This is a genomic window from Mesorhizobium sp. GW821-FHT04C10, assembly GCF_059420305.1.
In genome coordinates, this window is sequence record NZ_JBWKTL010000001.1 from 394,633 (window position 1) to 418,162 (window position 23,530).

General features: G+C 63.1%; 21 protein-coding genes. 12 read left to right on the top strand and 9 right to left on the bottom strand.

The annotated features are described in order from the left end of the window. The first annotated feature begins 11 nt into the window (after positions 1–11). The 3 genes from AC07UC_RS01775 to AC07UC_RS01785 all read left to right on the top strand — a co-directional run bounded on the left by AC07UC_RS01775 (position 12) and on the right by AC07UC_RS01785 (position 4,207). Complete coding sequence (locus tag AC07UC_RS01775; RefSeq protein ID WP_494903665.1) at positions 12–1,412, top strand: glutamine synthetase family protein; 1,401 nt, start codon at positions 12–14, stop codon at positions 1,410–1,412. An 87-nt stretch (positions 1,413–1,499) separates the two neighbouring features. Further along, positions 1,500–2,735, top strand: a complete 1,236-nt coding sequence (locus AC07UC_RS01780; RefSeq protein ID WP_494903667.1) for a putative DNA modification/repair radical SAM protein — start codon at positions 1,500–1,502, stop codon at positions 2,733–2,735. 2 nt (positions 2,736–2,737) lie between these two features. After that, positions 2,738–4,207: a UdgX family uracil-DNA binding protein gene (locus tag AC07UC_RS01785; RefSeq protein ID WP_494908878.1), complete on the top strand. Its 1,470-nt coding sequence runs from the start codon at positions 2,738–2,740 to the stop codon at positions 4,205–4,207. A gap of 218 nt (positions 4,208–4,425) precedes the next feature. Here the strand turns inward: AC07UC_RS01785 and AC07UC_RS01790 are convergent, their stop codons facing one another. The 4 genes from AC07UC_RS01790 to AC07UC_RS01805 form a co-directional block, all read right to left on the bottom strand. Further along, on the bottom strand, positions 4,426–5,691 hold the full coding sequence (locus AC07UC_RS01790) for a glycerate kinase type-2 family protein (protein ID WP_494903669.1): 1,266 nt from the start codon (positions 5,689–5,691) through the stop codon (positions 4,426–4,428). Next, positions 5,688–6,191, bottom strand: coding sequence for a heme-degrading domain-containing protein (locus AC07UC_RS01795; protein WP_494903671.1), 504 nt, complete (start codon positions 6,189–6,191; stop codon positions 5,688–5,690). Before AC07UC_RS01795 ends, AC07UC_RS01790 begins: the two co-directional genes overlap by 4 nt. Before the next feature lie 77 nt (positions 6,192–6,268). Then, positions 6,269–7,582 (bottom strand): guanine deaminase, encoded by a 1,314-nt coding sequence (gene guaD, locus AC07UC_RS01800; RefSeq protein ID WP_494903673.1) that lies wholly within the window; start codon positions 7,580–7,582, stop codon positions 6,269–6,271. 2 nt (positions 7,583–7,584) lie between these two features. Next, on the bottom strand, positions 7,585–8,802 hold the full coding sequence (locus AC07UC_RS01805) for a urate hydroxylase PuuD (protein WP_494903675.1): 1,218 nt from the start codon (positions 8,800–8,802) through the stop codon (positions 7,585–7,587). Between the two features lie 162 nt (positions 8,803–8,964). Between AC07UC_RS01805 and AC07UC_RS01810 the strand changes: the two genes are divergently transcribed. Continuing rightward, positions 8,965–9,885 (top strand): LysR family transcriptional regulator, encoded by a 921-nt coding sequence (locus AC07UC_RS01810; RefSeq protein ID WP_140770174.1) that lies wholly within the window; start codon positions 8,965–8,967, stop codon positions 9,883–9,885. 102 nt (positions 9,886–9,987) lie between these two features. Here the strand turns inward: AC07UC_RS01810 and AC07UC_RS01815 are convergent, their stop codons facing one another. Further along, positions 9,988–10,929 carry an IS110 family transposase gene (locus AC07UC_RS01815; RefSeq protein ID WP_494903677.1) on the bottom strand — a complete coding sequence of 314 codons (942 nt, stop codon included), beginning with the start codon at positions 10,927–10,929 and terminating at the stop codon, positions 9,988–9,990. 592 nt (positions 10,930–11,521) lie between these two features. Between AC07UC_RS01815 and AC07UC_RS01820 the strand changes: the two genes are divergently transcribed. Next, complete coding sequence (locus tag AC07UC_RS01820) at positions 11,522–12,529, top strand: LLM class flavin-dependent oxidoreductase (protein WP_494903679.1); 1,008 nt, start codon at positions 11,522–11,524, stop codon at positions 12,527–12,529. Further along, complete coding sequence (locus tag AC07UC_RS01825; RefSeq protein ID WP_494903681.1) at positions 12,526–13,773, top strand: LLM class flavin-dependent oxidoreductase; 1,248 nt, start codon at positions 12,526–12,528, stop codon at positions 13,771–13,773. Before AC07UC_RS01820 ends, AC07UC_RS01825 begins: the two co-directional genes overlap by 4 nt. Before the next feature lie 3 nt (positions 13,774–13,776). Here AC07UC_RS01825 and xdhC read toward each other — a convergent pair whose 3' ends face one another. The 4 genes from xdhC to uraH all read right to left on the bottom strand — a co-directional run bounded on the left by xdhC (position 13,777) and on the right by uraH (position 19,060). Then, complete coding sequence (xdhC, locus tag AC07UC_RS01830; RefSeq protein ID WP_494903683.1) at positions 13,777–14,781, bottom strand: xanthine dehydrogenase accessory protein XdhC; 1,005 nt, start codon at positions 14,779–14,781, stop codon at positions 13,777–13,779. Between the two features lie 62 nt (positions 14,782–14,843). Next, the gene (gene xdhB / locus AC07UC_RS01835) at positions 14,844–17,201 is read right to left on the bottom strand and encodes a xanthine dehydrogenase molybdopterin binding subunit (RefSeq protein WP_494903684.1); all 2,358 of its coding nucleotides are present in this window, start codon (positions 17,199–17,201) and stop codon (positions 14,844–14,846) included. Continuing rightward, positions 17,201–18,682, bottom strand: coding sequence for a xanthine dehydrogenase small subunit (xdhA, locus tag AC07UC_RS01840; RefSeq protein WP_494903685.1), 1,482 nt, complete (start codon positions 18,680–18,682; stop codon positions 17,201–17,203). The genes xdhB and xdhA overlap by 1 nt, the downstream gene beginning before the upstream one ends. Positions 18,683–18,685: 3 nt before the next feature. Then, complete coding sequence (gene uraH, locus AC07UC_RS01845; RefSeq protein ID WP_494903687.1) at positions 18,686–19,060, bottom strand: hydroxyisourate hydrolase; 375 nt, start codon at positions 19,058–19,060, stop codon at positions 18,686–18,688. 183 nt (positions 19,061–19,243) lie between these two features. Here uraH and puuE point away from each other — a divergent pair, with 183 nt between their 5' ends. The 6 genes from puuE (at position 19,244) to AC07UC_RS01875 (ending at position 23,486) form a co-directional block, all read left to right on the top strand. Continuing rightward, positions 19,244–20,662, top strand: a complete 1,419-nt coding sequence (gene puuE / locus AC07UC_RS01850) for an allantoinase PuuE (RefSeq protein WP_494903689.1) — start codon at positions 19,244–19,246, stop codon at positions 20,660–20,662. 10 nt (positions 20,663–20,672) lie between these two features. Then, entirely contained in the window at positions 20,673–21,536 is an 864-nt protein-coding gene (locus AC07UC_RS01855) for a bifunctional allantoicase/(S)-ureidoglycine aminohydrolase (RefSeq protein WP_494903690.1), read from the top strand. Positions 21,537–21,547: 11 nt separating this feature from the next. Then, entirely contained in the window at positions 21,548–22,039 is a 492-nt protein-coding gene (locus AC07UC_RS01860) for an ureidoglycolate lyase (protein WP_494908879.1), read from the top strand. A 66-nt stretch (positions 22,040–22,105) separates the two neighbouring features. After that, a complete protein-coding gene (locus AC07UC_RS01865; RefSeq protein ID WP_494903691.1) occupies positions 22,106–22,699 on the top strand; it encodes a nucleoside deaminase in 594 nt (197 codons plus the stop codon). Between the two features lie 65 nt (positions 22,700–22,764). Continuing rightward, entirely contained in the window at positions 22,765–23,070 is a 306-nt protein-coding gene (locus AC07UC_RS01870; protein WP_494903692.1) for a type II toxin-antitoxin system MqsR family toxin, read from the top strand. Positions 23,071–23,072: 2 nt separating this feature from the next. Further along, positions 23,073–23,486 (top strand): type II toxin-antitoxin system MqsA family antitoxin, encoded by a 414-nt coding sequence (locus AC07UC_RS01875; RefSeq protein WP_494903694.1) that lies wholly within the window; start codon positions 23,073–23,075, stop codon positions 23,484–23,486. Positions 23,487–23,530: the final 44 nt, after the last annotated feature.

Sequence of the window (23,530 nt, forward strand, 5' to 3'; positions counted from 1 at the left end):
GACAAGCGGCCATGGACAATGCCATCGTGACCTCGCCTTCGGGCTCCTCGCCCACCGAGGCGCAAGCCTTTCTCGACGCCCATCCCGAGATCGAGGCCTTCGATATCGTGCTGACCGACGCCAATGGCGTCGGCCGCGGCAAGATCGTGCGCCGGCATGAACTTAAAAGCATTTTCGAGGGCGGCCGGCACATGCCGATCTCGATCCTCGGCCTCGACATCACCGGCGAGGATGTGCACGAGACCGGGCTGATCTGGACCACAGGCGACGGCGACCTCCGGGCCTGGCCGATCCCCGGCACGCTGGTGCCGCTTTATGGAACCAGCCCGCCGCGCGGCCAGGTGCTGATGGCGATGTACCATCTCGATGGCCAGCCCATGTCTTCGGATCCGCGGCTGGCGCTGGCACGGCAGGTCGATATCCTCGCGGCCAAGGGCCTTTATCCGGCCGGTGCCTTCGAACTGGAATTTTTTCTCCTGGCCAACGAGCGCGATGCCGACGGCAAGGTGCAGCCGGCGCGTGCCGTGCTCGATGGCCGCGTGTCCGGCAAGACGGAAGTCTATTCGGTCGACCATCTGCACGGCATGGAGCCGCTGTTCTCGGACATCTATGCCGCGGCCAAGGCGCAAGGCATTCCGGCCGAGACGGTTATTTCCGAATATGCACCGGGCCAATACGAGTTGACGCTGAACTACCGCAAGGACGTGATGCGGGCGGCCGACGATCTGGTCATGCTGAAGCGACTGGTGCGGGCGCAGGCGCGCCGCCATGGTGTCACCGCCTGTTTCATGGCCAAGCCGATCGAGAAATATGCCGGCTCGGGCATGCATTTCCATGTCTCGCTGCAGGACAAGGCCGGCCGAAACGTGTTTGCCGAGGCCGGCGGCGAGAGCTGGTCGCTGCCCCTGCTGCAGGGGCTCGGCGGCCTGATCCAGACGATGGCCGAATCGATGCTGGTGTTTGCGCCGCACGCCAATTCCTGGCGGCGCTTCGTTTCGCAGTCCTATGCGCCGGTGGCACCGACCTGGGGCGTCAACAACCGCTCGGTGGCGCTACGCGTGCCGGCTGGCGACGCCAGGAACCGGCGCATCGAGCACCGGCCGTCCGGCGTCGACGCCAATCCTTACCTGATCGCCGCAACCGTGCTCGCCGGCATCATCAAAGGCCTCGATGAAGGGCTCGATCCCGGCCCCGAAACGACTGGAAATGGCTATGAAGCGGCCGTCACGCGTACGACGATGCCAGCGGATTGGCGCGCGGCGATCGAAGCGGCCAAAGCCTCCAGCTTCCTGAGAGGCGCGCTCGGCGAGGACCTGCACCGCACCTTCGTGGCAATCAAGCAATCCGAATATCTGCGCGTGGCGCGCACGGTCAGCGAACTGGATTATCATCTCTACCTGCACGAGGTCTGATGGCTGAGTGACCCGGCGGCGATCACTTTTTCGCCGCCTGCATCAAATGAGGTAGCATACTGCCTCTCTAGAACATATCATGAACATATGAGCGCACTCACTGTTCGTGAAAAACTTGCGATCCTGTCCGACGCCGCCAAATATGACGCTTCATGCGCCTCTTCCGGCTCGGCGAAAAAGGATTCGCTGACATCCGGCGGCATCGGCTCCACGGAGGGGATGGGTATCTGCCATTCCTACGCGCCGGACGGGCGCTGCATTTCGCTCTTGAAAATCCTTCTCACCAATTTCTGCATCTACGATTGCAGCTATTGCATCAACCGTTCGTCCTCGAATGTGCGGCGCGCCCGCTTCAGCATCGACGAAGTGGTGAAGCTCACCATGGATTTCTACCGGCGCAACTATATCGAGGGCCTGTTCCTGTCCTCAGGCGTCATCCGCTCGCCCGACGAGACCATGGGCGAGATGGTCGAGGTGGCGCGACGGCTGCGGCTGGAGGAGAAATTTTCCGGCTATATCCATCTCAAAACCATTCCGGAAAGCTCTGCCGAACTGGTCGAGAAGGCCGGCCTCTATGCCGACCGGCTGTCGATCAATGTGGAGCTGCCGACGGACGAAGGCGTGAAGAGGCTGGCACCGGAAAAGAAGCCGGAAACGATCCGCCTTTCCATGGCAAAGTTGCGCCAGAAGATGGAGGAGAAAGCCGAGCCGACACTTCGGACCAAAAAGCGCGAACGCTTTGCTCCCGGTGGCCAGTCGACGCAGATGATCGTCGGCGCCGACAAGACATCCGACGACGGCATATTGCATACCAGCGCCCGGCTCTATGGCAGCTATCATCTGCGGCGCGTCTATTATTCGGCCTTCAGTCCGATCCCGGATTCATCGTCGTCCCTGCCCTTGCAGAAGCCCCCATTGATGCGTGAGCATCGGCTTTACCAGGCCGACTGGCTGATGCGGTTCTACGGCTTCTCACAGCCGGAAATCCTGGCCGGCAGCAGCGACGGCATGCTCGATCTCACCATCGATCCAAAGCTCGCCTGGGCACTGCGCAACCGGGGGCGGTTCCCAGTCGACATCAACCGCGCCGACCGCGAAGCGCTGCTTCGAGTTCCCGGTCTCGGCACCAAGGTGGTGGCGAAAATCCTGGAAACCCGCCGCCACCGGCGCATGCGGCTCGAAGATGTCGGGCGGATTTGCCAGTCGATCGCCAAGCTCAGGCCGTTCATCATCGCCGAGGGTTGGTCACCGGGAGCGCTCACCGACAAGCTGGGCTTGCGCGGCAAGATCGTGCAACCTTGCGAACAACTGGCGCTGTTTTGACCATGCGGCCGGCCGAGTTCAACCTAGCCCGGTATAGTGTGCGGCTCGACAGCGAGACTGATTTTGCCGGCTGGCGCGACGCGGCACGGCGGCTGGCATTGAACGAGGTCAGGCCAGAAGACATCAGCTGGCATGTCGTATCCAACTCGGACCAGGGCCAGACGGGCTTGCCAGCCATTCCTGCCGGTGTGCAGCTGGTCGTATCACGTGACTTCATCGCGCGTGCCGAAACCGCCTTCTGCCATTCCGACCCCGGCCGGTTCGCCTTTCTTTACCGGATGCTTTGGCGGTTGCGCATGGAGCCGAAGCTGCTGGCGATCGCATCGGATCCCGATACCAGGCGGCTTGAATCCATGGAAAAGGCGGTGCGGCGCGACAGCCACAAGATGCATGCCTTCGTTCGCTTCCGGAAGATCGGTGACGGCGACGAGGAGCGCTATGTCGCCTGGTTCGAGCCCGATCATTTCATTGTCGAACGCAACGCGGATTTCTTCGTCAGGCGCTTCACCGGCATGCGCTGGACGATCCTGACGCCGCACGCCTCGGCCGACTGGGACGGCGAAAGGCTGGCGATCGGACCGGGCGCCGCCAAGGCCGATGCCCCATCACAAGACGACACCGAAGCGCTGTGGCGCACCTATTTCGAGAACATCTTCAATCCGGCACGGCTGAAGGTGAAAGCCATGCAGAAGGAGATGCCGAAGAAATATTGGCGGAACCTTCCCGAGGCTTCGCTCATTCCAGACCTGATCGCAGGAGCGGACAAGGCCGCCAAGGAGATGATTGCCAGAATGCCGACGAGGCCAGCGCCGCATCACGCCAAGGTGCAGGCAAAGCATTGGCCGAAGCATGAACCAACGCAGGCGCAGGACGATGACGACGCCAGCAGCATTTCAGAGTTGCGCGAGGCCGCGAAAGGCTGCCGCCGCTGCCCGCTCTGGCGCGACGCGACGCAGGCCGTGTTCGGCGAAGGGCCTGACAACGCCAGCGTCATCTTCGTCGGCGAACAGCCCGGGGACCAGGAGGACCTCGCCGGCAAACCTTTCGTCGGCCCGGCCGGCAAGGTGTTCGATTCGATACTGGACGATGCGGGCGTCGATCGCCAGAAAGTCTACGTCACCAACGCGGTGAAACACTTCAAATTCGAACCGCGCGGCAAGCGGCGCATCCATTCCAAGCCGAATGCAGGTGAGGTGCAGGCTTGCCGCTGGTGGATCGACAGGGAATTCGCGCTGATCAAGCCGGAGCTTGCCGTGGCGCTCGGCGCAACGGCTGCGTTGTCTTTGCTGGGTAAAGCCATTCCGGTGACCAAAATGCGCGGCCAGGTGATCGAGCGTGAGGATGGATTGAGGGTTTTCATCACGATCCATCCGTCCTTCATCCTGCGCATTCAGGAGCCGGCGGAGAAGGAAGCCGAGCGCGAGCGGTTTTTGCAGGATATGAGAGAGGTGAAGCGGCTGATGGCGGCTTGATCTGGCTGTCGGTCGGCGCCGCCCCTCATTGCCCTGCCGGGCATTTCTCCCCGTATAGTGACGGGGAGAAAGACGCGGTCATCGGCGCTTTCGCAAACTATTAACGTGGCAAGAAGGGTGCGCTTAGCTTCCTTCTCCCCGTCACTATACGGGGAGAAGGTGCCGGCAGGCGGATGAGGGGCAGCGCCAACGTTTGTGTGAAGAGCGCTGCATGCCCTCTACCAGATCAGGATTGCCCTGAGATCATTGACATTCGTGCCGGTCGGCCCAGGCACAAACAGATCGCCAACCGCATTGAAGGCCGTCCAGGCATTGTTGCCCGCCAGCATCGCTTTGGCATCCACACCCGCCGCGCGCATGCGCGAAACCGTCGAACCATCGGCGAAGGCGCCGGCATTGTTTTCCGAGCCATCGATGCCGTCCGTATCGGCGGCCAGCGCATGGATATTTTCGGCACCGTTGATGCCGATAGCGAAGGCGAGCAGGAATTCCGAGTTGCGGCCGCCCTTGCCCTTGGCGCGCAGCGTTACCGTGGTTTCGCCGCCGGACAGGATCAGCACCGGCTTTGGAAAAGGCCGGTCGCGCGTCGCGACTTCGCGCGCGATCGCGGCATGAACTCCACCGACCTCACGCGCTTCGCCCTCGATGGCATCGGAGAGGATGACGGCCTCGATACCTTGCCGCCTGGCTTCTGCTGCGGCCGCATCGAGCGACACGCCGGCCGAGGCGATCAGATGCACCTCATTGCGCGAAAAGCGCGGATCGCCGGGATCGGGTGCATCGGCCGCCGGCGAATTGATATGCGCCATCACCGAGGCCGGCAGGTTCATGCCATAGGCCGATATCGACGCCAGCGCGTCTTGACGGCTGCCGGTATCCGGCACGGTCGGGCCGGAGGCGACAAGGGCCGGATTGTCACCGGGAATGTCGGAGACAACCAGCGACACCACCTTGGCCGGCCATGCAGCGGCGGCCAAGCGGCCGCCCTTGATGGTCGAAAGATGCTTGCGGATGGTGTTCATCGCCGCGATCGGCGCTCCGGAGGCGAGCAGGGCCTCGTTGACGGCGATCTCGTCGGCCAGCGTCAGGCCGGCGGCCGGCGACGGCAGCAGCGCCGAGCCGCCACCGGAAATCAGCGCCACGACCAGATCGTCCTCAGTGAGACCCTGGACCTTGGCGAGCAGGCGCCGCGAGGCCTCGAGGCCGGCGGCGTCCGGCACCGGATGCGCCGCCTCGATGATCTCGATGCGCTCGCATTTGGCGCCATAGCCGTAGCGGGTAACGACCAGCCCTTCGATCGGCCCATCCCAGATTTTCTCAAAGGCCGCCGCCATCTGCGCCGAGCCTTTGCCCGCGCCGATGACGATGGTGCGGCCCTTAGGCTTCGCCGGCAGATGGTCCCGGATGGTCCGCTCCGGATCGGCGGCGGCCACCGCGGCTTCGAAGATGGAAGTGAGAAAGGCCTTGGGATCGAGCACAGTCATTCGGATTCCGAAGGTAATGCCAGCCCACGACTGTCGATACCGAGATGGTCGCACAGCGCATCGACCACAACGCCGTGATCCTCACGCTCCGGCAGACCGGACACAGCAATCACGCCAATGACGCCGGCGCCCTTGACGGTGACCGGAAAGCCGCCGCCGGCGAGCACATAGTCCGAGATGTCGAGGCCCTCGCCGACCTTGAAGGTGCGGTCCGGGCGCTGCTGTTCCAGCACGATGCGATAGGTGCTTCTGAGGAAACGCCTGACGACATTGATCTTGCGCCGCGCCCAGTCGGGATTGGAAGCGTTCGACCCCGGCATGGCAGCATAGAACAGCGGCCGGTCCCACAGCCTGATGTCGACGATGATAGGCAGGTTTTCGGCGAGCGCACGCTCGCGGATGGCTGAACCGATCTTGAAGGCGCCGGCCTCGTCGAAGGCGGGAAAGACAAGGGTTTCTTCCTGTCTCCTGATCAGTGCGATGTCGTCAGCAACGGCCATGTCGTTCCCCTGTCAACTTCGCCGCACGCTTTGACCTAAGGCTGCCGCCGGGTCAAGCAAGGAACGCACCTGACATTCTAACTCGCCATGTCGCTCTTGGCAGCCCGCCCCGCGACATAGACCTCGTGCACGGCGCGGTCGTCGCCCAGCGTCTGCAGCAGAAACAGTTCCTGCGCCAGCGTCTGCGCCGTTTCCATCCTGAGCCGCATCGCCGGCGTCGCCCTGGCATCGAGCACGACGATGTCGGCATCGGTGCCTTTGTCCAGCGTGCCGACCCTATCGGCCACCGACAGCGCCTCGGCATTGCCGCGCGTGATCTGCCAGAAGGACTGGAACGGGTTGAGCTTCTCGCCGTTCAGGGCGATCACCTTGTAGCCTTCGTCCATGGTGCGCAGCATGGAATAGTTGGTGCCGCCGCCGACATCGGTCGCGGCGGCGATCCTGAGGGCTTTGTCACGCGTGCGGTAGCGCTGATAATCGAACAGGCCGGAACCGAGGAACAGGTTCGAGGTCGGGCAGAACACCGCCACCGAGCCACTGTCCGAAAGCGCATCCGCCTCACGCTCCGACAGATGGATGCAGTGGCCGAACAGGCTTTTCTTGCCCAGCAGCCCGTAATGCTCGTAGACGTCGGTATAGTCGCGCGACCAGGGGTAGAGTTCCCGGGTGAAGGCGATCTCGGCGTGGTTTTCCGACAGATGCGTCTGCATGTGCAGGTCGGGATGCTCGCGGCAGAGCGCTCCAGCCATCTCCATCTGCTCCGGCGAGGAGGTGATCGCGAAGCGCGGCGTGATGGCATAATGCTGGCGGCCCTTTCCGTGCCATTGCGCGATCAGCGCCTTGGTGTCGTCATAGCCGGATTGCGGTGTGTCGAGCACGCCGTCGGGTGCATTGCGGTCCATCATCACCTTGCCAGCGATGTTGAGCATGTTGCGGTCATGCGACTCGGCGAAGAAGGCTTCCGCCGAGGCCTTGTGCACCGAACAATAGGCGACCACCGTCGTCGTGCCGTGGCGGACCATTTCGTCGAGGAACAGGCGCGCTATGCGGCGGCCGTGCTGCGCGTTGGCGAATTTCGTCTCTTCCGGGAAGGTGTAGGTGTTCAGCCAGTCGAGCAGTTCGGCGCCGTATGACGCTATGATCTGCATCTGCGGGAAATGCACATGCGTGTCGATGAAGCCCGGTAACAAAAGGTGCGGCCGGTGGTCGATCTTTCTCGTACCCTCGCCGGCCTGCTTCTCGACTTGCGCATAGGCGCCTGATGCGACGATCCTGCCGTCACGGATCAAAAGGCCGCCATCTTCCTCGTAGCGCCAGGCCGAATGGTCATCGATGGTCTGCGGCCAGCGCACGAAGGACAGCGTGCGGCCGCGCAGAAGTGTCGAGGTCATGCCTATTTCCCCGCGCCTTCGAACCAGGCCACCAGCAACGCCCGTTCCTTGTCTGATATCTGCGAGACATTGGCGGGCGGCATGGCGTGGCTGCGGCCGGCCTGCAGATAGATCTCGCGGGCGTGGTTGGCTATGTTGGCGTCGGTATCAAGCAGCACGCCCTTGGGCGCGTGATAGATGCCTTCATAGACCGGTTCCTGAGCATGGCACATCGAGCAGCGGCCGAGCACGGTGTCGCGCACGGCCGGGAAATGCGCCGAGGCGATATAGACTTCCGCCGAAGCCGACGCCTTCGGTTCGCCGGTCAACACCTTCGGCACGGTCGACAGCCAGATGATGATGATGAACAGGACGAGGGCACCCAGCCAAGTCCAGTGCGGATTGCCGGCACGCTTGTGCACGGTGTTGAAATAATGCCGGATCAACACACCGATGATGAACACCAGCGAGGCGATGACCCAGTTGAACTGCGTGCCGAACGCCAGCGGGTAGTGGTTCGACAGCATCAGGAACAGGACGGGCAGCGTCAGATAATTGTTGTGAAGCGAACGCTGCTTGGCGATCTTGCCGTATTTCGGATCGGGCTTGCGGCCGGCGATGAGGTCGGCGACGACGATCTTCTGGTTGGGGATGATGACCATGAAGACGTTGGCCGACATGATCGTGGCGGTGATGGCGCCCAGATGCAGGAAGGCGGCGCGCCCGGTGAACAGGTGGGTGAGCCCCCAGGCGATGAACACCAGCACGCAGTAGAGCACCAGCATCAGGCCGGTATCGCTTTTTCCGAGCGGCGAACGGCAGAGCAGATCATAAACCACCCAGCCGACGCCGATCGTGGCCATGGACAAAAGGATACCGACCGGCACCGACATCGGCAGCACATTGGGATCGATCAGGAACAGGTCGGCGCCTGCATAGTAGACCACGCACAGCATGGCGAAACCGGACAGCCAGGTAGCGTAGGACTCCCATTTGAACCAGGTCAGATGTTCGGGCATCTCGGCCGGCGCCACCAGATATTTCTGGATGTGATAGAAGCCGCCGCCATGCACCTGCCATTCCTCGCCGAAGGCGCCGACAGGCATGCCGGGACGCTGGCGCAGGCCGAGATCGAGCGCGACGAAATAGAAAGACGAGCCGATCCAGGCGATGCCGGTGATGACATGCAGCCAACGCACGGCGAAGCTCAGCCAGTCCCAGAAAATCGCGAAATCCATCATTGAAGTCGTCCCTGCCGATTGGGTGACTTTACGGTGTGGCGCGCAAACGGAAAGAGGCGAGGTGTACGATGACTTTCAAAAAAAAATGGAAAATACTAGGGTGGTCACACGCAGCAGGATAGGAGCCGCCCGAAGGCGGCCTCAGGAAAGCCACGAAACCGCATGGCCTATCTCGACAACATCGCCGTCTTCGTCCGCGTCGTCGAACTCGGCAATCTGTCGGCGGCGGGCCGCGACATGCGCATTTCGCCGGCGGTCGCCTCCAACCGCATCAAGGAGTTGGAGAAGCACCTTGGTGTGCGGCTGTTCAACCGCACGACGCGGCAATTGATGCCGACCGAGCATGGCACGGTTTTCTACGCCGGCGCCAAGCAGGTGCTGGAGGCTATCACCGAGGCGGAGGCCGCGGTGTCGGCCCTTTCCGGCCAGCCGCGCGGCACCATCCGCGTGACCGCGCCGCTTGGCCTCGGCCGGCGGCTCGTCGCCTCGGGCATTCCCGATTTCCACGATAAATATCCCGATATCGAAGTGCGGTTGAGGCTCTCCGACCACAATGTCGACATCATGAAGGAAGGCATCGACGTCGCCTTCCGGCTTGGCATCATCGAGGATTCCAGCCTGCGGATGCGCGGCATCATGGAATGCGAGCGCGTGCTGGTGGCGGCACCGAAATATCTGGAAGCGCGCGGCGAGCCCGTGGAGCCGCAGGAACTGATCGGACGAAAGCACGACTGCCTGATGCTGCGCTATTCCGGCGCGCGCGAATATGTCTGGACGCTGCAGACCCCCACCGGGCCCCAGAAATTCGAAGTGCACGGACCTTACGACACGGATGACGGCGACGTGCTGACCGGCTGGGCGCTGTCGGGACGCGGCATCATCAACAAGCCGCGCTTCGAGGTCGAACCGTTCATCCGCGACCGGCGGCTGAAGGTGATCCTGGCCAACACGCCACCAACGCCGGTACAGTTCGCCGCCGTCTATCCGCACAAGAAGCTGCAGGACCCGAAAGTGCGGCTGCTGCTGGATTTCATGGCCGAGCGCTGCCAGCGCCTGATCAACGACATTCTTGCTGGTAAGTGATGGGCTGGTAACCGGTACAGTGAATTGATCTATTGGCAGGCTGGAGGCACCCGCCGGGCCATCACGGCGTTCAAGATTGGCTGAAGCCTCCCAACGTCGTCATCAACTCTGAGGAATGGTGGCGTCTCTGAGCCTGGCGTTTAGGGTGACGACGATCTTTCGCATGACTGCAGCGATGGCCACCATTGGCTTTTTGCCGTTGGCGATGAGGTGTTTGTAGAAGGTTGCGAACTCGCCCCTTCCGGCAGCGGCGTGCAATGCGGGCATGTAGAGCATGCTCCTGATCTCCGGTCGTCCGCCACGGATTTTGCGGTAGCCTTGCTTTTGTCCGCTGTCGTTTGGATGAGGCGCGAGCCCTGCAAGCGCGGCAGCCTTTCGACGTGTCATGGTGCCGAGTTCGGGCAAGATGGCCAGCAGCTTGGCGGCCACGATTGGGCCGAGACTGTCCATGGCCGTGCAGATGGCGGCTCGATGCTTGAGGGCGCTGCTGTTGGCGATCAGCTCGCGCATGGCTGCATCGATCGCCTGGATCTGACGCTCGACGACTTTGATCACGGCCTCGAAGGAGGCGGCGAGGTCTCGAGCACTAGGTGCCTTGGCGCGGTTCTTCTCGGCGATCTTGATGGCGATGAGCTCCTGGCGGCGGCGCACCAAGGCGCGCAAGCGGGTCTCGTCGGGGTCCGGAGCCTGCCAAAGGGTCAGCTTTTCCCAGCGTTCGCGGCCGTAGGCCCTCAACATCGCGGCATCGATGGCATCGCTCTTCCCGTGGGTGCCGTAGGAGCGGATGAAGCTCTTGACCTTGAGCGTGTCGGCGCGATGGCAGGCGATGCCGGCACGCAGGCACTCTTCGAGCAGCAGGCCTTCATGGCCACCGGTCGGTTCACAGACCACAAGGTCTGCCTGCTTGTGGCTCTTGAGGAAGGCGCGGATCGTGCGTCGCTGGTTGTCGATGACATGGGTGGTGGTGCCATCGGCGGCGGTGATGGTGTCCTTGGCGATATCGAGGCCGAGGCACAGTTTCGGTTGTTGATGCAAGAAGGCCATGCTGGTGGTATCCTTGTCAGGCTTCGGATTGTTTGCGGGCGTGGCGCGAGCCAGCGGCCAATCAACTCTCCAAGCGATGGCGGACAAAGACGGCAGGGACCATGATGACGTCGGGTGTTGCCCGATCCCAGGGACGGTCGCCTGCCGCCGGGACTGCCGGTTGTGATGGGCCGCAGTCCCGGCCGCCAGACTACCCGATCCTTCTCAAACAATCCTAGGGCGGAGCAGCCGCGCAGCGGCGTCGCGGAGACCCTGGGATCCATTCCGTGACGTCTATCGAAGTGTGCAGCAGAGCAGAATTCTGCACCGTGGCGGCGCTTCCGAGTCCCGGCATGGATCCTATGGTCTGCGCCGCGTCGCTTCGCTCCTTGCTCCGCCATAGGATGACGAAGACATTGATGTCTCGGCTAATCATCGAAGCATGTGATCCGCCAAAGTAAACCCACACGGCCTGTCCAAACACGGCACCCAGACCTAGCCGGACAGTTAGTTGCTGGCCGGCAAGTGAGGGTCAGTTGGCCCATCACTGGCGGTTGCCATCGCCGGAACTGGCGAACATAGTTCCAAGCATGTCGTCTTGCAGGGACCATCCATGGACAACGGCACCATAATGCATCTTGCCGTCTCACCGGTTCCTGACACCTCACCCAGAGCAGAGCCGGAATTCAATCGCCTGGCCAGCTTCGTGCAAAGAGCCGAAGCGGCCGGACTGGACATGGTGCTCCTTGCCGACTCCGCACCAGCTTCGAGCAGCGACACGGCAAACAATCCCGTACCCTTCGAAGCGACCACCTTGCTGGCCGCGCTGGCAACGGTGACGAGCCGGATCGGACTGGTCGCGGCGGCCTCGATAGTCGCCCACCAGCCCTACAATCTGGCGCGCCGTTTCGCTTCGCTCGACATCATCAGCCATGGCCGCGCCGGCTGGAACGCGACGATGGCGCGGAGCCCTCGCGAGGCCGCCAATTTCAGCCGGCCGGAAGGATTTTCCGACACCGACTTTCGCCGCCGCGGCGAGGAATATATCGGCATCGTTCAGGGCCTGTGGCAGGGCTGGGATGCGGATGCGCTGCTGTTCGACAAGACCGGCGGACGCTTCCATGATCCCGGGAAAATGCATCTGCTCGACCACAGGGGCGAGTTCTTCTCCGTGCGCGGGCCGCTGAACGTCGCGCGTTCGCCGCAGGATACGCCGGTGCTGGTGTTCTCCGGTCTGTCGGAGCCTGACCTGGATATTGCGGCCCGCACCGCCGATGTCATCTTGCTGGAGAGCGGGTCGGTCGAGAGCGCGAAAGTACGCTATGATGATCTGAGGCGTCGCGCCACGGCGGCTGGGCGCGATCCGGATGCTGTGAAGGTGCTGACGAATATCTCGCTAGCGCCCGATGACAGCTCGGCCACCTTGGTCGATAGGCTGGAAACCCAATTTCGCGCAAAAAGCTGCGACGGGTTCAGCATCCAGTTGTCACAGCTTTCGGTATTCGACGATTTCATCAATCGTGTCGCGCCGGAGTTGCGGCGCCGCGGCCTTCTTCGAGAGACCTATCACGGCACGACGTTGCGCTCGCATCTTGGCCTTGCCGGCGGAGGTGAGCAATGACCGCGCAGATGAAGCTCGGTGCCTTCCTGTGGGCAACAGGCCACCACATCGCCGCATGGCGCCATCCGAAGTCCCATGTGACGGCCGGCATCGACGTCGACCACTACATCCAGCTGGCGCGCACGGCGGAAGCGGCCAAGTTCGACATGATCTTCTGCGAGGACGCCGCCGGGCTGCGCGAGGCCAATATCGGCATCGCCAGCCAGACGTCGCGCTCGATCGGCTTCGAGCCGATCAGCCTGCTTTCGGCGCTGGCCGTGCAGACCAGCCGCATCGGCCTCGTTTCCACCGCCTCGACAAGCTACAACGAGCCCTACGGCCTGGCGCGGACGTTTCTGTCGCTCGACCATCTGAGCGGCGGCCGCGCCGGCTGGAACCTCGTCACTTCGGCAAGTCCGATCGAAGCCGCCAATTTCGGTGCGACAGGTCTCAAGCCCCATGCCGACCGCTATGAACGAGCGCGCGAATTCGCCGAGGTCGTCACCGGCCTTTGGCACGGCAAGGCTTCCGGCCACGACGGCCAGAGCTTTTCGGTGCGCGACCCGCTCGACCTGCCGCGCTCGCCGCAGGGCGCGCCGGTCATGGTCCAGGCCGGCGCCTCGGATGTCGGCCGCGACCTTGCCGCCCGCACCGCCGACGTGGTGTTCACGGCGGCGCAGACCTTCGAGGAAGCCAAGGCGTTCTACGACGATCTCAAGGGACGCATGGCCGCCTACGGGCGCGAGCCCGACGATATCAAGATCATGCCCGGCGTCTCGCCCGTGGTGGCGGAAACCGAGACTGAGGCCCGCGAGAAGCATGAGGAATTGCAGGAACTGATCCCCGACGATGTCGGCGTGGCGCTGCTCTCCAGCTATCTCAGCATCTCCGATCTGTGGCGTTACCCGATCGACGGGCCGCTGCCCGAACTGCCGGAGAGCGAGGGCATGAAGAGCCGGCAGGCGCTGGTCGTCGAACAATCGCGCCGCGACGGCCTTTCCATCCGCCAGCTTGCCCGCCATTTCGCCGGCGCGCGCGGCCATTGGCGCATTGTCGGCACAGCGGCGCAGGTCGCCGACGAGTTGCAAGCGCGGTTCGAGGGTGGTGCCGCCGACGGCTTCAACGTGATGCCGTCTTATTTCCCGGGCGAGCTCGATGCCTTCGCCACGCTGGTGGTGCCGGAACTGCAGCGGCGCGGTCTGTTCCGCCGGGACTATGAAGGCCGAACGTTGCGCGACCATCTGGGTTTGAAACAGCCGGTTTAGCTGCTAACCAGCCATCGCCTTGTCCTGCTGGATCTGGTGGGCGGCATCTGAGCCCGCGTTGTGAACCACCAGCGCCGTCATGATCTCGGCGGCGGCAAGTGCGGCGATGACTGGCGGGCGCTTGTCCTTGACGGCGTCGCCGCCGATCGGCGAGACGAGGCGGGAGAATTCGGCTTCGCTGCCTTCAGCCGACTTCAGGAACCAGTTCTTGAACGTCGCTTTCTTGGTCTTCGAGCCGATCATGCCGACATAGGCAGCGTCGTTCCGTTTCAGCGCTTCGGCGACGATCAGGAAATCCAGTGCGTGGTCGTGGGTGAGGATCGCGAAAGCCGTGCCGGCAGGGGCGTTTCGCACCTCGGCCTCGGGCATCGGCGTCAGCCGCGTCTCGACGGTCTCCGGCATGTCCTCCAGCGCCTCGGCCCGTGTCTCGATGACGACGCCGTGCACGGGAAGGAGCGCGATCGTCGACGCCAGCGCCTGGCCGACATGGCCGCCGCCGAAGATGTAGACATGCGGCAGATGGGCTTCCTCGGCTTCAGCGTCGGCAATCAGCTTCTGTTCGATTGCCCTGTCGATCAGGCGGATCAGCACCTCGACGCGGCCCCCGCAGCACTGGCCAATCTCCGGTCCGAGCGGAACGTCGAGGGTAGCGCAGATTTCGTCGACCTCGATGCGGGCTTCCTTACCCTCCCCCTTGTGGGGAGGGTCGGACGACGCAGTCGTCCGGGTCGGGGGGCCTTCGAGCGCCGCACCCCCGCCCCGGCCGGCTTTGCCGGCCGACCCTCCCCACAAGGGGGAGGGTGAAGACGCCAGCATCTGCCGGGCCTTGTCGATCGCCATATATTCGAGCTGGCCGCCGCCGATCGTGCCAAGGATCGCCGTTTGCGAGACGAGCATGAAGGCGCCCTTGTCGCGCGGCGTCGAGCCTTTGGTGCCCGCCACCTTGACCAGCGCGAGCCGGCCGGCGCTGGCGAGGAAGACTTTCAGGCTTTGCACGTTCGAGTTCATCGTCTGCATTCCCACCCGGGAAATATAGCGTTTTTCGGCCCGATTTGCACGTTAAGGCTCGATCAGGCCGGTTTTGCCGCTTTCAACCTCTCTATCGCCATCAGGACGCGTTCTGGCGTCGCGGGCGCATCAAGGCGCGGACAAATTCTATGATCGGCGACACTGGCCACCGCATCCGACAGGGCGTGCAGCACCGACATGCCGTGCGGCAGCGGCGGCTCGCCGACGGCCTTGGAGCGATGGATGGTCGGCTCATAGGCCTGCGACCAGTCGGTCAGCGCCACGTTGAATATCTTCGGGCGGTCCGACGCCAGCGGGATCTTGTAGGTCGACGGCGCATGCGTGCGCAGCCGGCCCTTGTCGTCCCACCACAGTTCCTCCGTCGTCAGCCAGCCCATGCCCTGGATGAAGCCACCTTCGACCTGGCCGATGTCGATCGCCCGGTTCAGCGAGCGGCCGCAGTCATGCAGGATGTCGGCGCGCTCGACGACATATTCGCCGGTCAGGGTATCGACCGACACTTCAGAGCAGGCCGCGCCATAGGCGTAATAATAGAAGGCGTGGCCCTGGCCCTTGCTGCGGTCCCAGTGGATCTTCGGCGTCTTATAGAAGCCGGCGGCCGAAAGCTGGACGCGTGCAATATAGGCCTGCCTGACCAGGTCGTTGAAGGAGACCTCCTGGTTGCCGACGCGCACGCGGTTGGGCAGGAACACCACCTGGTCGACCGGGACCTGATATCTCTCGGCGGCGAAATCGGTCAGCCGCTGGCGAATCTGGCGCGCCGCGTTCTGCGCCGCCATGCCATTGAGATCGGCGCCCGAGGACGCAGCCGTCGGCGCCGTGTTCGGCACCTTGGCGGTGGTGGTGGCGGTGATCTTCACGCGATCGAGGTCGATCTGGAACTCCTCGGCGACAACCTGCGCCACCTTGAGGTGCAGGCCCTGCCCCATTTCGGTGCCGCCATGGTTCATGTGCACGGAACCATCGGCATAGACATGCACCAGCGCGCCGGCCTGGTTGGACTCGGTCTTGGTGAAGGAAATGCCGAACTTGACCGGCGTCAGCGCCAGGCCGCGCTTGATGAAGCGGCTGTTGGCGTTGAAGGCCTGGATCTCACGCCGCCGCCGCGCGTAACCGACACTCTCCTCGAGTTCGGCGACGATGCGCTGGATGATGCAGTCCTCGACCTTCTGGTGATAGGGCGTGACGTTGCGACCGCCGATCGCCTCCATCCGGTCGTAGAAATTCAGCTTGCGGATTTCGAGCGGATCCTTGCCGACGGCGAAGGCGACCTCGTCGATGACGCGCTCGGCGCCGATCATGCCTTGCGGGCCGCCGAAGCCGCGGAAAGCGGTGTTGGAAACGGTGTTGGTGTAGAGCGGCGCCGATTTGGCATGGACACTCGGATAGAAATAGGCGTTGTCGCAATGGAACAACGCGCGGTCGCCGACCGGACCGGTCAGGTCTGCAGAGAAGCCGGCATTGAGCGCGAACATGAAGTCGACGCCGAGGATATTGCCCTCGTCGTCGAAGCCGACTTCATAGTCGATGGCGAAGTCGTGCCGCTTGCCGGTAGCAGTCATATCCTCGTCGCGATCGAGCCGGATCTTGACCGCGCGGTTCAGCTTCTTGGCGGCAATGGCGGCGATCGCCGCGCACTGGTTGGCCTGCGTTTCCTTGCCCCCAAAGCCGCCACCCATGCGCCGAACCTCGACCGTCACCGCATGGCTCGGCACGCCGAGCACATGGGAGACAAGGTGCTGGGTCTCGCTCGGCCCCTGGGTTGAGCAATAGACGGTGACCTCGTCGTCTTCGCCGGGCACCGCCAACGAGACCTGGCCCTCGAGGTAGAAGTGGTCCTGTCCGCCAAGCTTCATGCGCCCTTTCACCCGACGGGGCGCGGCGGCGATGGCGGCGGCCGCGTCGCCGCGCCGCAAGGTGAGCGGCGTGGTGACCTGCCTGTCCTTGGCCGGATCCAGACCCCAGATGCCGAGGATGGCTGGAAGTTCGTCATATTCTATCTTGGCCAGTCGCGCGGCACGGCGCGCCGCTTCCCTTGTTTCGGCGATGACCGCGAAGATCGGCTGACCAAAAAACTGCACCTTGCCTTCGGCCAGGACGGGATCGTCATGCATGCCGCTCGGCGAGACATCGTTCTCGCCGGGCACGTCGGCATAAGTCAGCACGTCGACCACGCCGGGTGCCGTCCGCACCGCCGAAAGGTCGATGCTCTTCAGGGTGCCGTGCGCAACTTTCGACAGGCCCAGCCCAACATGCAGCGTACCCGCCGGTTCCGGCATGTCGTCGATATAGACGGCGGTGCCACTGACATGCTTGTGGGCGGAATCATGCCGCTGATCGGTGGCAACGCCGCCAGTGATCTTCTCGGCCTTGAGATTTGACGTGGCGTGCTTGTTCATCAGGCAGCCTCGTTGCGTGACACCTGGAATGGTGCCCTGGTGCCGGTGGTTTCGACAAAGAAGCGCAGCAACAGATTCCTGGCCGCAAGAGCCCGGTATTCGGCCGACGCCCGCATGTCGGTGAGCGGGGTGAAATCCCTGGCGTATTCGGCCATCGCCGCCTCGACCGTCTCTTCGGTCCAGGGCTTGCCGAGGAGCGCCTGTTCAACGAAAGACGCCCGCTTCGGCGTCGCCGCCATGCCGCCATAGGCGATGCGCACGTCGGCGACCGTGCCGTCCCTGGCCAGCGTCAGGAAAAAGGCGCCGAGGGCAGCCGTGATGTCCTCGTCGCGCCGCTTGGTGATCTTGTGGACCGCGAACTTCGTGTCCTTGGCCGGGACAGGGACATGTACCGCCTCAACGAACTCGCCCCGCTGCCGGTCCTGCTTGCCATAGGCAATGAAGAAGGTCTCCAACGGGATCGTGCGCCGCTTCTTGCCCCTGCGCAGCGTCAGGCGCGCGCCAAGCGCGATCAAGGGCGGCGGCGTATCGCCGATCGGCGAGCCGTTGGCGATGTTGCCGCCGATGGTGCCCATGTTGCGCACCTGTTCGCCACCGATGCGATCGAACAGCGGCCCGAGCGCCGGGATGCGTTTGGCCAGGGTCGAGAAGGCTTCCGTGTAGGTGACGCCGGCGCCGATCGATATGACGCCCTTGTCCTCGGAGAGGGTGCGCAGCCCGTCGAGATTGCCGATGAAGATCACCGGTGAGATGTCGCGCATGTGCTTGGTCACCCACAGGCCGACATCGGTGGAGCCGGCAACGACCGTGGCGCCGGGTTCCTTGTCCAGCGCGGCGGCGAAGTCATCGACATTGGCCGGCACGATGAGCCGCTTCTTGCCCGACCCGATCTCTATACGGGCGCCGTCATGCATGGCTTCCAGCCTCGCCGTGATCGCCTTGCGCTCCACCGCCAGCGGATCTTTTGCCGCCTTGCCGTAGCTGGAAATGGCGTGCGCCGCGCGCATGATCGCCTCATAGCCGGTGCAGCGGCAAAGATTGCCTTGCAAGGCCTTTTCGATGGCTGCGTTCGACGGGTCCGGCGACTTCATCCACAGGCCATAGAGCGACATGACGAAGCCCGGCGTGCAGAAACCGCATTGCGAGCCGTGGAAATCGACCATCGCCTGCTGGACGGGATGCAGCTTACCGGGCTCACCGCGCAGATGCTCGACCGTCACGACATGGGTGCCGTCGAGAGAGCCGAGGAAGCGGATGCAGGCATTGACGCTTTCATAAACCAGCCCGCTGGCGGAGAGCTTGCCGACAAGCACCGTGCAGGCACCGCAATCGCCCTCGGCGCAGCCTTCCTTGGTGCCGCGCAGCGAGCGGTCGAGCCGCAACCAATCGAGCAGGGTCGCGTCGGGCGCAACCGACGACAGCACGACATCCCTGCCATTCAGGATGAAGCGGATCTCGTTTCGGACTGTGACCTTGGCCATGCCTCAGCTCCCCCTGTAGGTCGAATAGCCGTAGGGCGAGATCAGCAAGGGTACATGATAGTGCACCGCCTCCGCCATGCCGAAGCGGATCGGCACGCCGTCGAGGAAAGCGGGCTCGGGCAGCTTTGTGCCCTGGCCACGCAGATAATCACCGGCGGCGAACACCAGTTCGTATTCGCCGGTGCGGAACTCAGCGCCTACCAGCAGCGGCGCGTCGCAACGGCCATCGGCATTGGTAGTGACAGTCTTCAGATGTGTCCTGTCCGGACCGTCGAGACGATAGAGTGCGATCGACAGTCCGGCCGCCGGCTTGCCGGTCGCCGTGTCCAGCACATGGGTCGTCAGGCGCCCGCCATCGGCTTTCGACGTTTCAGCCATTGGCCGCCTCCCATCCAGGTACATCAGAACAACAGTGACGAATTGTGCGCCAATTAAAGGCGATGCATAAGTCCTGGTCGAGCGGAGCGCGACAAAAACACTTTCAAAAATTTTCGGGGGAATGCGAGAAGCACCCTTTCGATATCCTGATCATACTTCGGGCGATGCCCGGCGGGAGGGACGATGCGTTACGAAAGAGACATGCGTGGCTACGGAGCCAATCCGCCGGATCCGAAATGGCCTGGCGGTGCGCATGTCGCCGTACAATTCGTGGTCAATTACGAAGAGGGCGGCGAAAACTGCGTGCTCCACGGCGACAAGGCATCGGAAGCCTTCCTGTCGGAAATCGTCGGCGCCGCACCCTGGGTGGGTCAACGCCACTGGAACATGGAATCGATCTACGAATATGGCGCGCGGGCCGGCTTCTGGCGGCTGCTTCGCCTGTTCAGCGAGGAGCAAGTGCCTGTGACCTGCTACGGCGTCGCCACCGCGCTGGCACGCTCGCCCGACCAGGTCACGGCCATGCAGGACGCCGGCTGGGAGATCGCTTCGCACGGGCTGAGATGGATCGACTACCGCGACCACAGCGCCGCGGACGAGCGCCGCGACCTCGAAGCGGCGATCAAGCTGCATTACGAAGTGACAGGCCAGCGCCCGACCGGTTGGTATACGGGCCGCACCTCGGTCAACACGGTGCGTCTGGTCGCCGAGGAAGGCGGCTTCGACTATGTCTCCGACACCTATGATGACGAACTGCCTTACTGGTTCGAGCATGCAGGCGGCACGCAGCTCATCATCCCCTACACGCTCGATGCCAACGACATGCGCTTCGCCACGCCACAGGGCTTCAATTCGGGCGACCAGTTCTTCGCCTATCTCAAGGACAGTTTCGACACGCTTTATGCCGAAGGCAAGGCAGGACGGCCGCGCATGATGAATATCGGCCTGCATTGCCGGCTCGTCGGGCGTCCGGGCCGGGTCGCGGCGCTGAAGCGCTTCGTCGACTATGTGAAGTCGCACGACAAGGTCTGGCTGGCGCGGCGCATCGACATCGCCCGCCACTGGCAAGAGAACCATCCCTACAGGCCGGCGGCGCTCAGGCCTTCGAAGATGGAATTCGAGACATTCGTCCACACGTTCGGCGGTGTGTTCGAGCATTCGCCGTGGATTGCCGAACGGGCCTACGAACTGGAACTGGGTCCGGCGCACGACACGGCAGGGGGCCTGCACAATGCGCTTTGCCGCGTCTTCCGTGCCGCCAGCGAAACCGAGCGGCTCGGTGTGCTCAACGCCCACCCGGACCTTGCCGGCAAGCTGGCCAAGGCCAAGCGGCTGACGGCGGAATCGACCCGGGAACAGGCCTCGGCCGGCCTCGACGCGCTGACGGACAAGGAACGCGAACTGTTCTCCAAGCTCAATGCCGCCTACGTCACCACCTTCGGTTTCCCCTTCATCATCGCGGTGAAAGGCAAGACCAAGGAGGAAATCCTGGCGGAATTCGAGGCGCGCATCGGCAACAGCCGCGGCGTCGAATTCGAAACCGCCTGCAAACAGGTCGAGCGCATCGCGCTGCTCCGCCTCAGGGACATGCTACCGCAATAGGTTTGAAACCATGGATACGATCAGGATGCCCGACCGAACCTACTACGCGCCGCATGGCGGCCATTCCGGTCAATCCGAACTGCTGACAGGCCGCGCCGTCTTCACAGAGGCCTACGCCGTCATCCCCAAAGGCGTGATGCAGGACATCGTTACCAGCGCCCTGCCGTTCTGGGACAAGACCCGCGTCTGGATCCTGTCACGGCCGCTGTCCGGTTTTGCCGAGACGTTTTCGCAATACATTGTCGAGGTCGCTCCCGGCGGCGGCAGCGACCGGCCGGAACCCGATGCCGGCGCCGAGGGGGCTCTGTTCGTGGTCGAGGGCGAACTGACGGTTTTGCTCGCCGGCAAAAAGCATAACTTAAGACCAGGCGGCTTTGCCTTCCTGCCGCCGTCCAGCGGCTGGACCGTTCGCAACGAAAGCAAGGCCGCAGTCCGCTTCCACTGGATTCGCAAGGCTTACGAGGTCGTCGATGGTCTCGACGTGCCGGAAGCCTTCTTCACCAACGAACAGGATATCGCGCCGACGCCGATGCCCGGCACCGAAGGCCGATGGGCGACGACACGCTTCGTCGATCCGGCCGATCTGCGCCACGACATGCACATGACCATCGTCACGCTCGAGCCGGGCGCCGTCATTCCCTTCGCCGAGACGCATGTCATGGAGCACGGGCTCTATGTGCTGGAAGGCAAGGGGGTCTATCGCCTCAACCAGGACTGGGTCGAGGTCGAGGCCGGCGACTATATGTGGCTGCGCGCCTTCTGCCCGCAGGCCTGTTATGCCGGCGGCCCCGGCAAATTCCGCTATCTGCTCTACAAGGACGTCAACCGGCACGCCAAGCTCGGCGGGGCTGGCATTGGCGGCCGCTCGCGGTGACCCGCCCCATCTTGGCTCATATCGTCGCGCGGCCGCTGACCCGTGAGGCCTTTGCCGAATTCGGTGATGTCATCGACATGGGCGGCGACAACCATTACCCGATCAATGGCGGCAAGGCCGAGCGCTACCATGACCTGGCGACCGCCGAGGCGGCGGGACCGAACGCCCGCGTGCTGATCTCCATGGTGCGCGGCGCGCCTTACGAACTGCCACTGAAGCTGACCATGGTCGAGCGTCACCCCTTCGGCAGCCAGGCTTTCATTCCGCTGTCGCCGCGCCCGTTCCTGGTCGTCGTCTGCCATGACGGCAAGGAGGGGCCGGGCGAACCGCATGCCTTCATCACCGCGCCGGGACAAGGCATCAATTATTCCCGTAACCTCTGGCACGGCGTGCTGACGCCGCTCGGCGAGGCTCAGGATTTCCTGATCGTCGACCGTGGCGGCGACGGCTCCAACCTCGAAGAGTTTCATTTCTCGCACGCCTACGAGATCCATCTCCCTTGATTTTTGTGCATGTCGCCACCCCAAGACCGGGGCACCTTTGGCCGGCATGCAGCAGGAGCCCCCGTCATGACCGACATTTCGCTGATCGACCGCCTGCTCGACGTCATCGAGCATGACATCGTGCCGAAGACGGCGGATGGCGTCGCCCACGGCAACAAGCTGTTCGGCGCGGCGATCCTTCGCAAGGACGATCGCTCCCTTGTGCTGGCCGAAACCAACAACGAGATCGAAAACCCGCTCTGGCATGGCGAGGTGCATTGCCTGAAGCGGTTTTACGAAATGCCCAGGGCTGAGCGTGTCGAGACCAAGGACGCGCTGTTCATCGCCACGCATGAACCCTGCTCGCTCTGCCTGTCGGCGATCACCTGGACCGGCTTCGATAATTTCTACTATCTCTTCAGCCACGAGGATTCGCGCGACAGTTTCGCCATCCCGCACGATCTGAAAATCCTGAAAGAGGTCTTCACCCTCGATCCCGGCGGCTACAATGCCGAGAACGCCTACTGGAAGAGTTTTTCGATCCGCAGGCTGGTGCGGGCGCTGCCTGAGGCCGAACGCCGGCGGCTGGAGACGCGCATCGGCACGATCTCGGCACGCTACGACGAACTGTCCGAAGCGTACCAAGCGAGCAAGGCCGAGAACGATATTCCGCTCAACTGAATGCCATTGAACTCCATAGGACGGAGAAACCTTGAAGTGCCCCCTTTATGGTGGCATATTGTGTCATGGAGAAACGCAGGCCCACCTACGATCTTGATGCGATCAAGACAACGTTGGGGTCTGTGGACACGTTGGCGATTACAACATCCGCGCTGCGCGACGCGCTCGGCCTAGGTTTCGATCGCGCTGGCATCGTCGAAGTGATCGGCGGCATGACGCGCAAGATGTTCGTGAAGTCGATGACGACTTTCGCGGATCACCGGGTCTGGCAGGACGTCTATCACGTGCCGGCGCGCGACGTGCTCCTCTATGTGAAATTCCAAGCGGATGTCGTGACCGATTTCATGGTCATGGCATTCAAGGAGAAGTGACCATGGCGACAAGAGAAGGAAGTGAGACGATGATTTCCCCCGAAACCGGGGAAATCCTGACGCGCCAGATGCGTCCATTCACCGTGACCTATAAGGGCGAGAGTATGATTGTCGACCTTCCGGGCTATTATCCGGCCTCTGGAGACGAGGGAGTGCATGTTGGAGACGACATGATCGCTGTCGACGCGGCTCTTCGCGCCCTCAAGGAAAAGATCGACGGCGTTCCCGCTCCGGCAACCATCCGCCGGATGCGTACAAAGCTCAAACTGTCGCAACGCGAAGCAGGTTCTTTGTTCAAGGTCGGAGAGAATGCCTTCGACAAATATGAAAGAGGCCTGATCGAGCCGAGCGGCCCCACCATCCAACTGATGACATTGCTGGAAAAGCATCCCGAACTGCTGGACGAATTGCGGTAGCAGCACAGGTCGTATATTTCGCTGCTCCAGTCGCGAATGGCAAT

Coding starts and splice junctions, on each gene's coding strand:
- AC07UC_RS01775 (WP_494903665.1), top strand. CDS start 12: ATGGACAATGCCATCGTGACCTCGCCTTCGGGCTCCTCGCCCACCGAG.
- AC07UC_RS01780 (WP_494903667.1), top strand. CDS start 1,500: ATGAGCGCACTCACTGTTCGTGAAAAACTTGCGATCCTGTCCGACGCC.
- AC07UC_RS01785 (WP_494908878.1), top strand. CDS start 2,738: ATGCGGCCGGCCGAGTTCAACCTAGCCCGGTATAGTGTGCGGCTCGAC.
- AC07UC_RS01790 (WP_494903669.1), bottom strand. CDS start 5,691: ATGACTGTGCTCGATCCCAAGGCCTTTCTCACTTCCATCTTCGAAGCC.
- AC07UC_RS01795 (WP_494903671.1), bottom strand. CDS start 6,191: ATGGCCGTTGCTGACGACATCGCACTGATCAGGAGACAGGAAGAAACC.
- guaD (WP_494903673.1), bottom strand. CDS start 7,582: ATGACCTCGACACTTCTGCGCGGCCGCACGCTGTCCTTCGTGCGCTGG.
- AC07UC_RS01805 (WP_494903675.1), bottom strand. CDS start 8,802: ATGATGGATTTCGCGATTTTCTGGGACTGGCTGAGCTTCGCCGTGCGT.
- AC07UC_RS01810 (WP_140770174.1), top strand. CDS start 8,965: ATGGCCTATCTCGACAACATCGCCGTCTTCGTCCGCGTCGTCGAACTC.
- AC07UC_RS01815 (WP_494903677.1), bottom strand. CDS start 10,929: ATGGCCTTCTTGCATCAACAACCGAAACTGTGCCTCGGCCTCGATATC.
- AC07UC_RS01820 (WP_494903679.1), top strand. CDS start 11,522: ATGGACAACGGCACCATAATGCATCTTGCCGTCTCACCGGTTCCTGAC.
- AC07UC_RS01825 (WP_494903681.1), top strand. CDS start 12,526: ATGACCGCGCAGATGAAGCTCGGTGCCTTCCTGTGGGCAACAGGCCAC.
- xdhC (WP_494903683.1), bottom strand. CDS start 14,781: ATGAACTCGAACGTGCAAAGCCTGAAAGTCTTCCTCGCCAGCGCCGGC.
- xdhB (WP_494903684.1), bottom strand. CDS start 17,201: ATGAACAAGCACGCCACGTCAAATCTCAAGGCCGAGAAGATCACTGGC.
- xdhA (WP_494903685.1), bottom strand. CDS start 18,682: ATGGCCAAGGTCACAGTCCGAAACGAGATCCGCTTCATCCTGAATGGC.
- uraH (WP_494903687.1), bottom strand. CDS start 19,060: ATGGCTGAAACGTCGAAAGCCGATGGCGGGCGCCTGACGACCCATGTG.
- puuE (WP_494903689.1), top strand. CDS start 19,244: ATGCGTTACGAAAGAGACATGCGTGGCTACGGAGCCAATCCGCCGGAT.
- AC07UC_RS01855 (WP_494903690.1), top strand. CDS start 20,673: ATGGATACGATCAGGATGCCCGACCGAACCTACTACGCGCCGCATGGC.
- AC07UC_RS01865 (WP_494903691.1), top strand. CDS start 22,106: ATGACCGACATTTCGCTGATCGACCGCCTGCTCGACGTCATCGAGCAT.
- AC07UC_RS01870 (WP_494903692.1), top strand. CDS start 22,765: ATGGAGAAACGCAGGCCCACCTACGATCTTGATGCGATCAAGACAACG.
- AC07UC_RS01875 (WP_494903694.1), top strand. CDS start 23,073: ATGGCGACAAGAGAAGGAAGTGAGACGATGATTTCCCCCGAAACCGGG.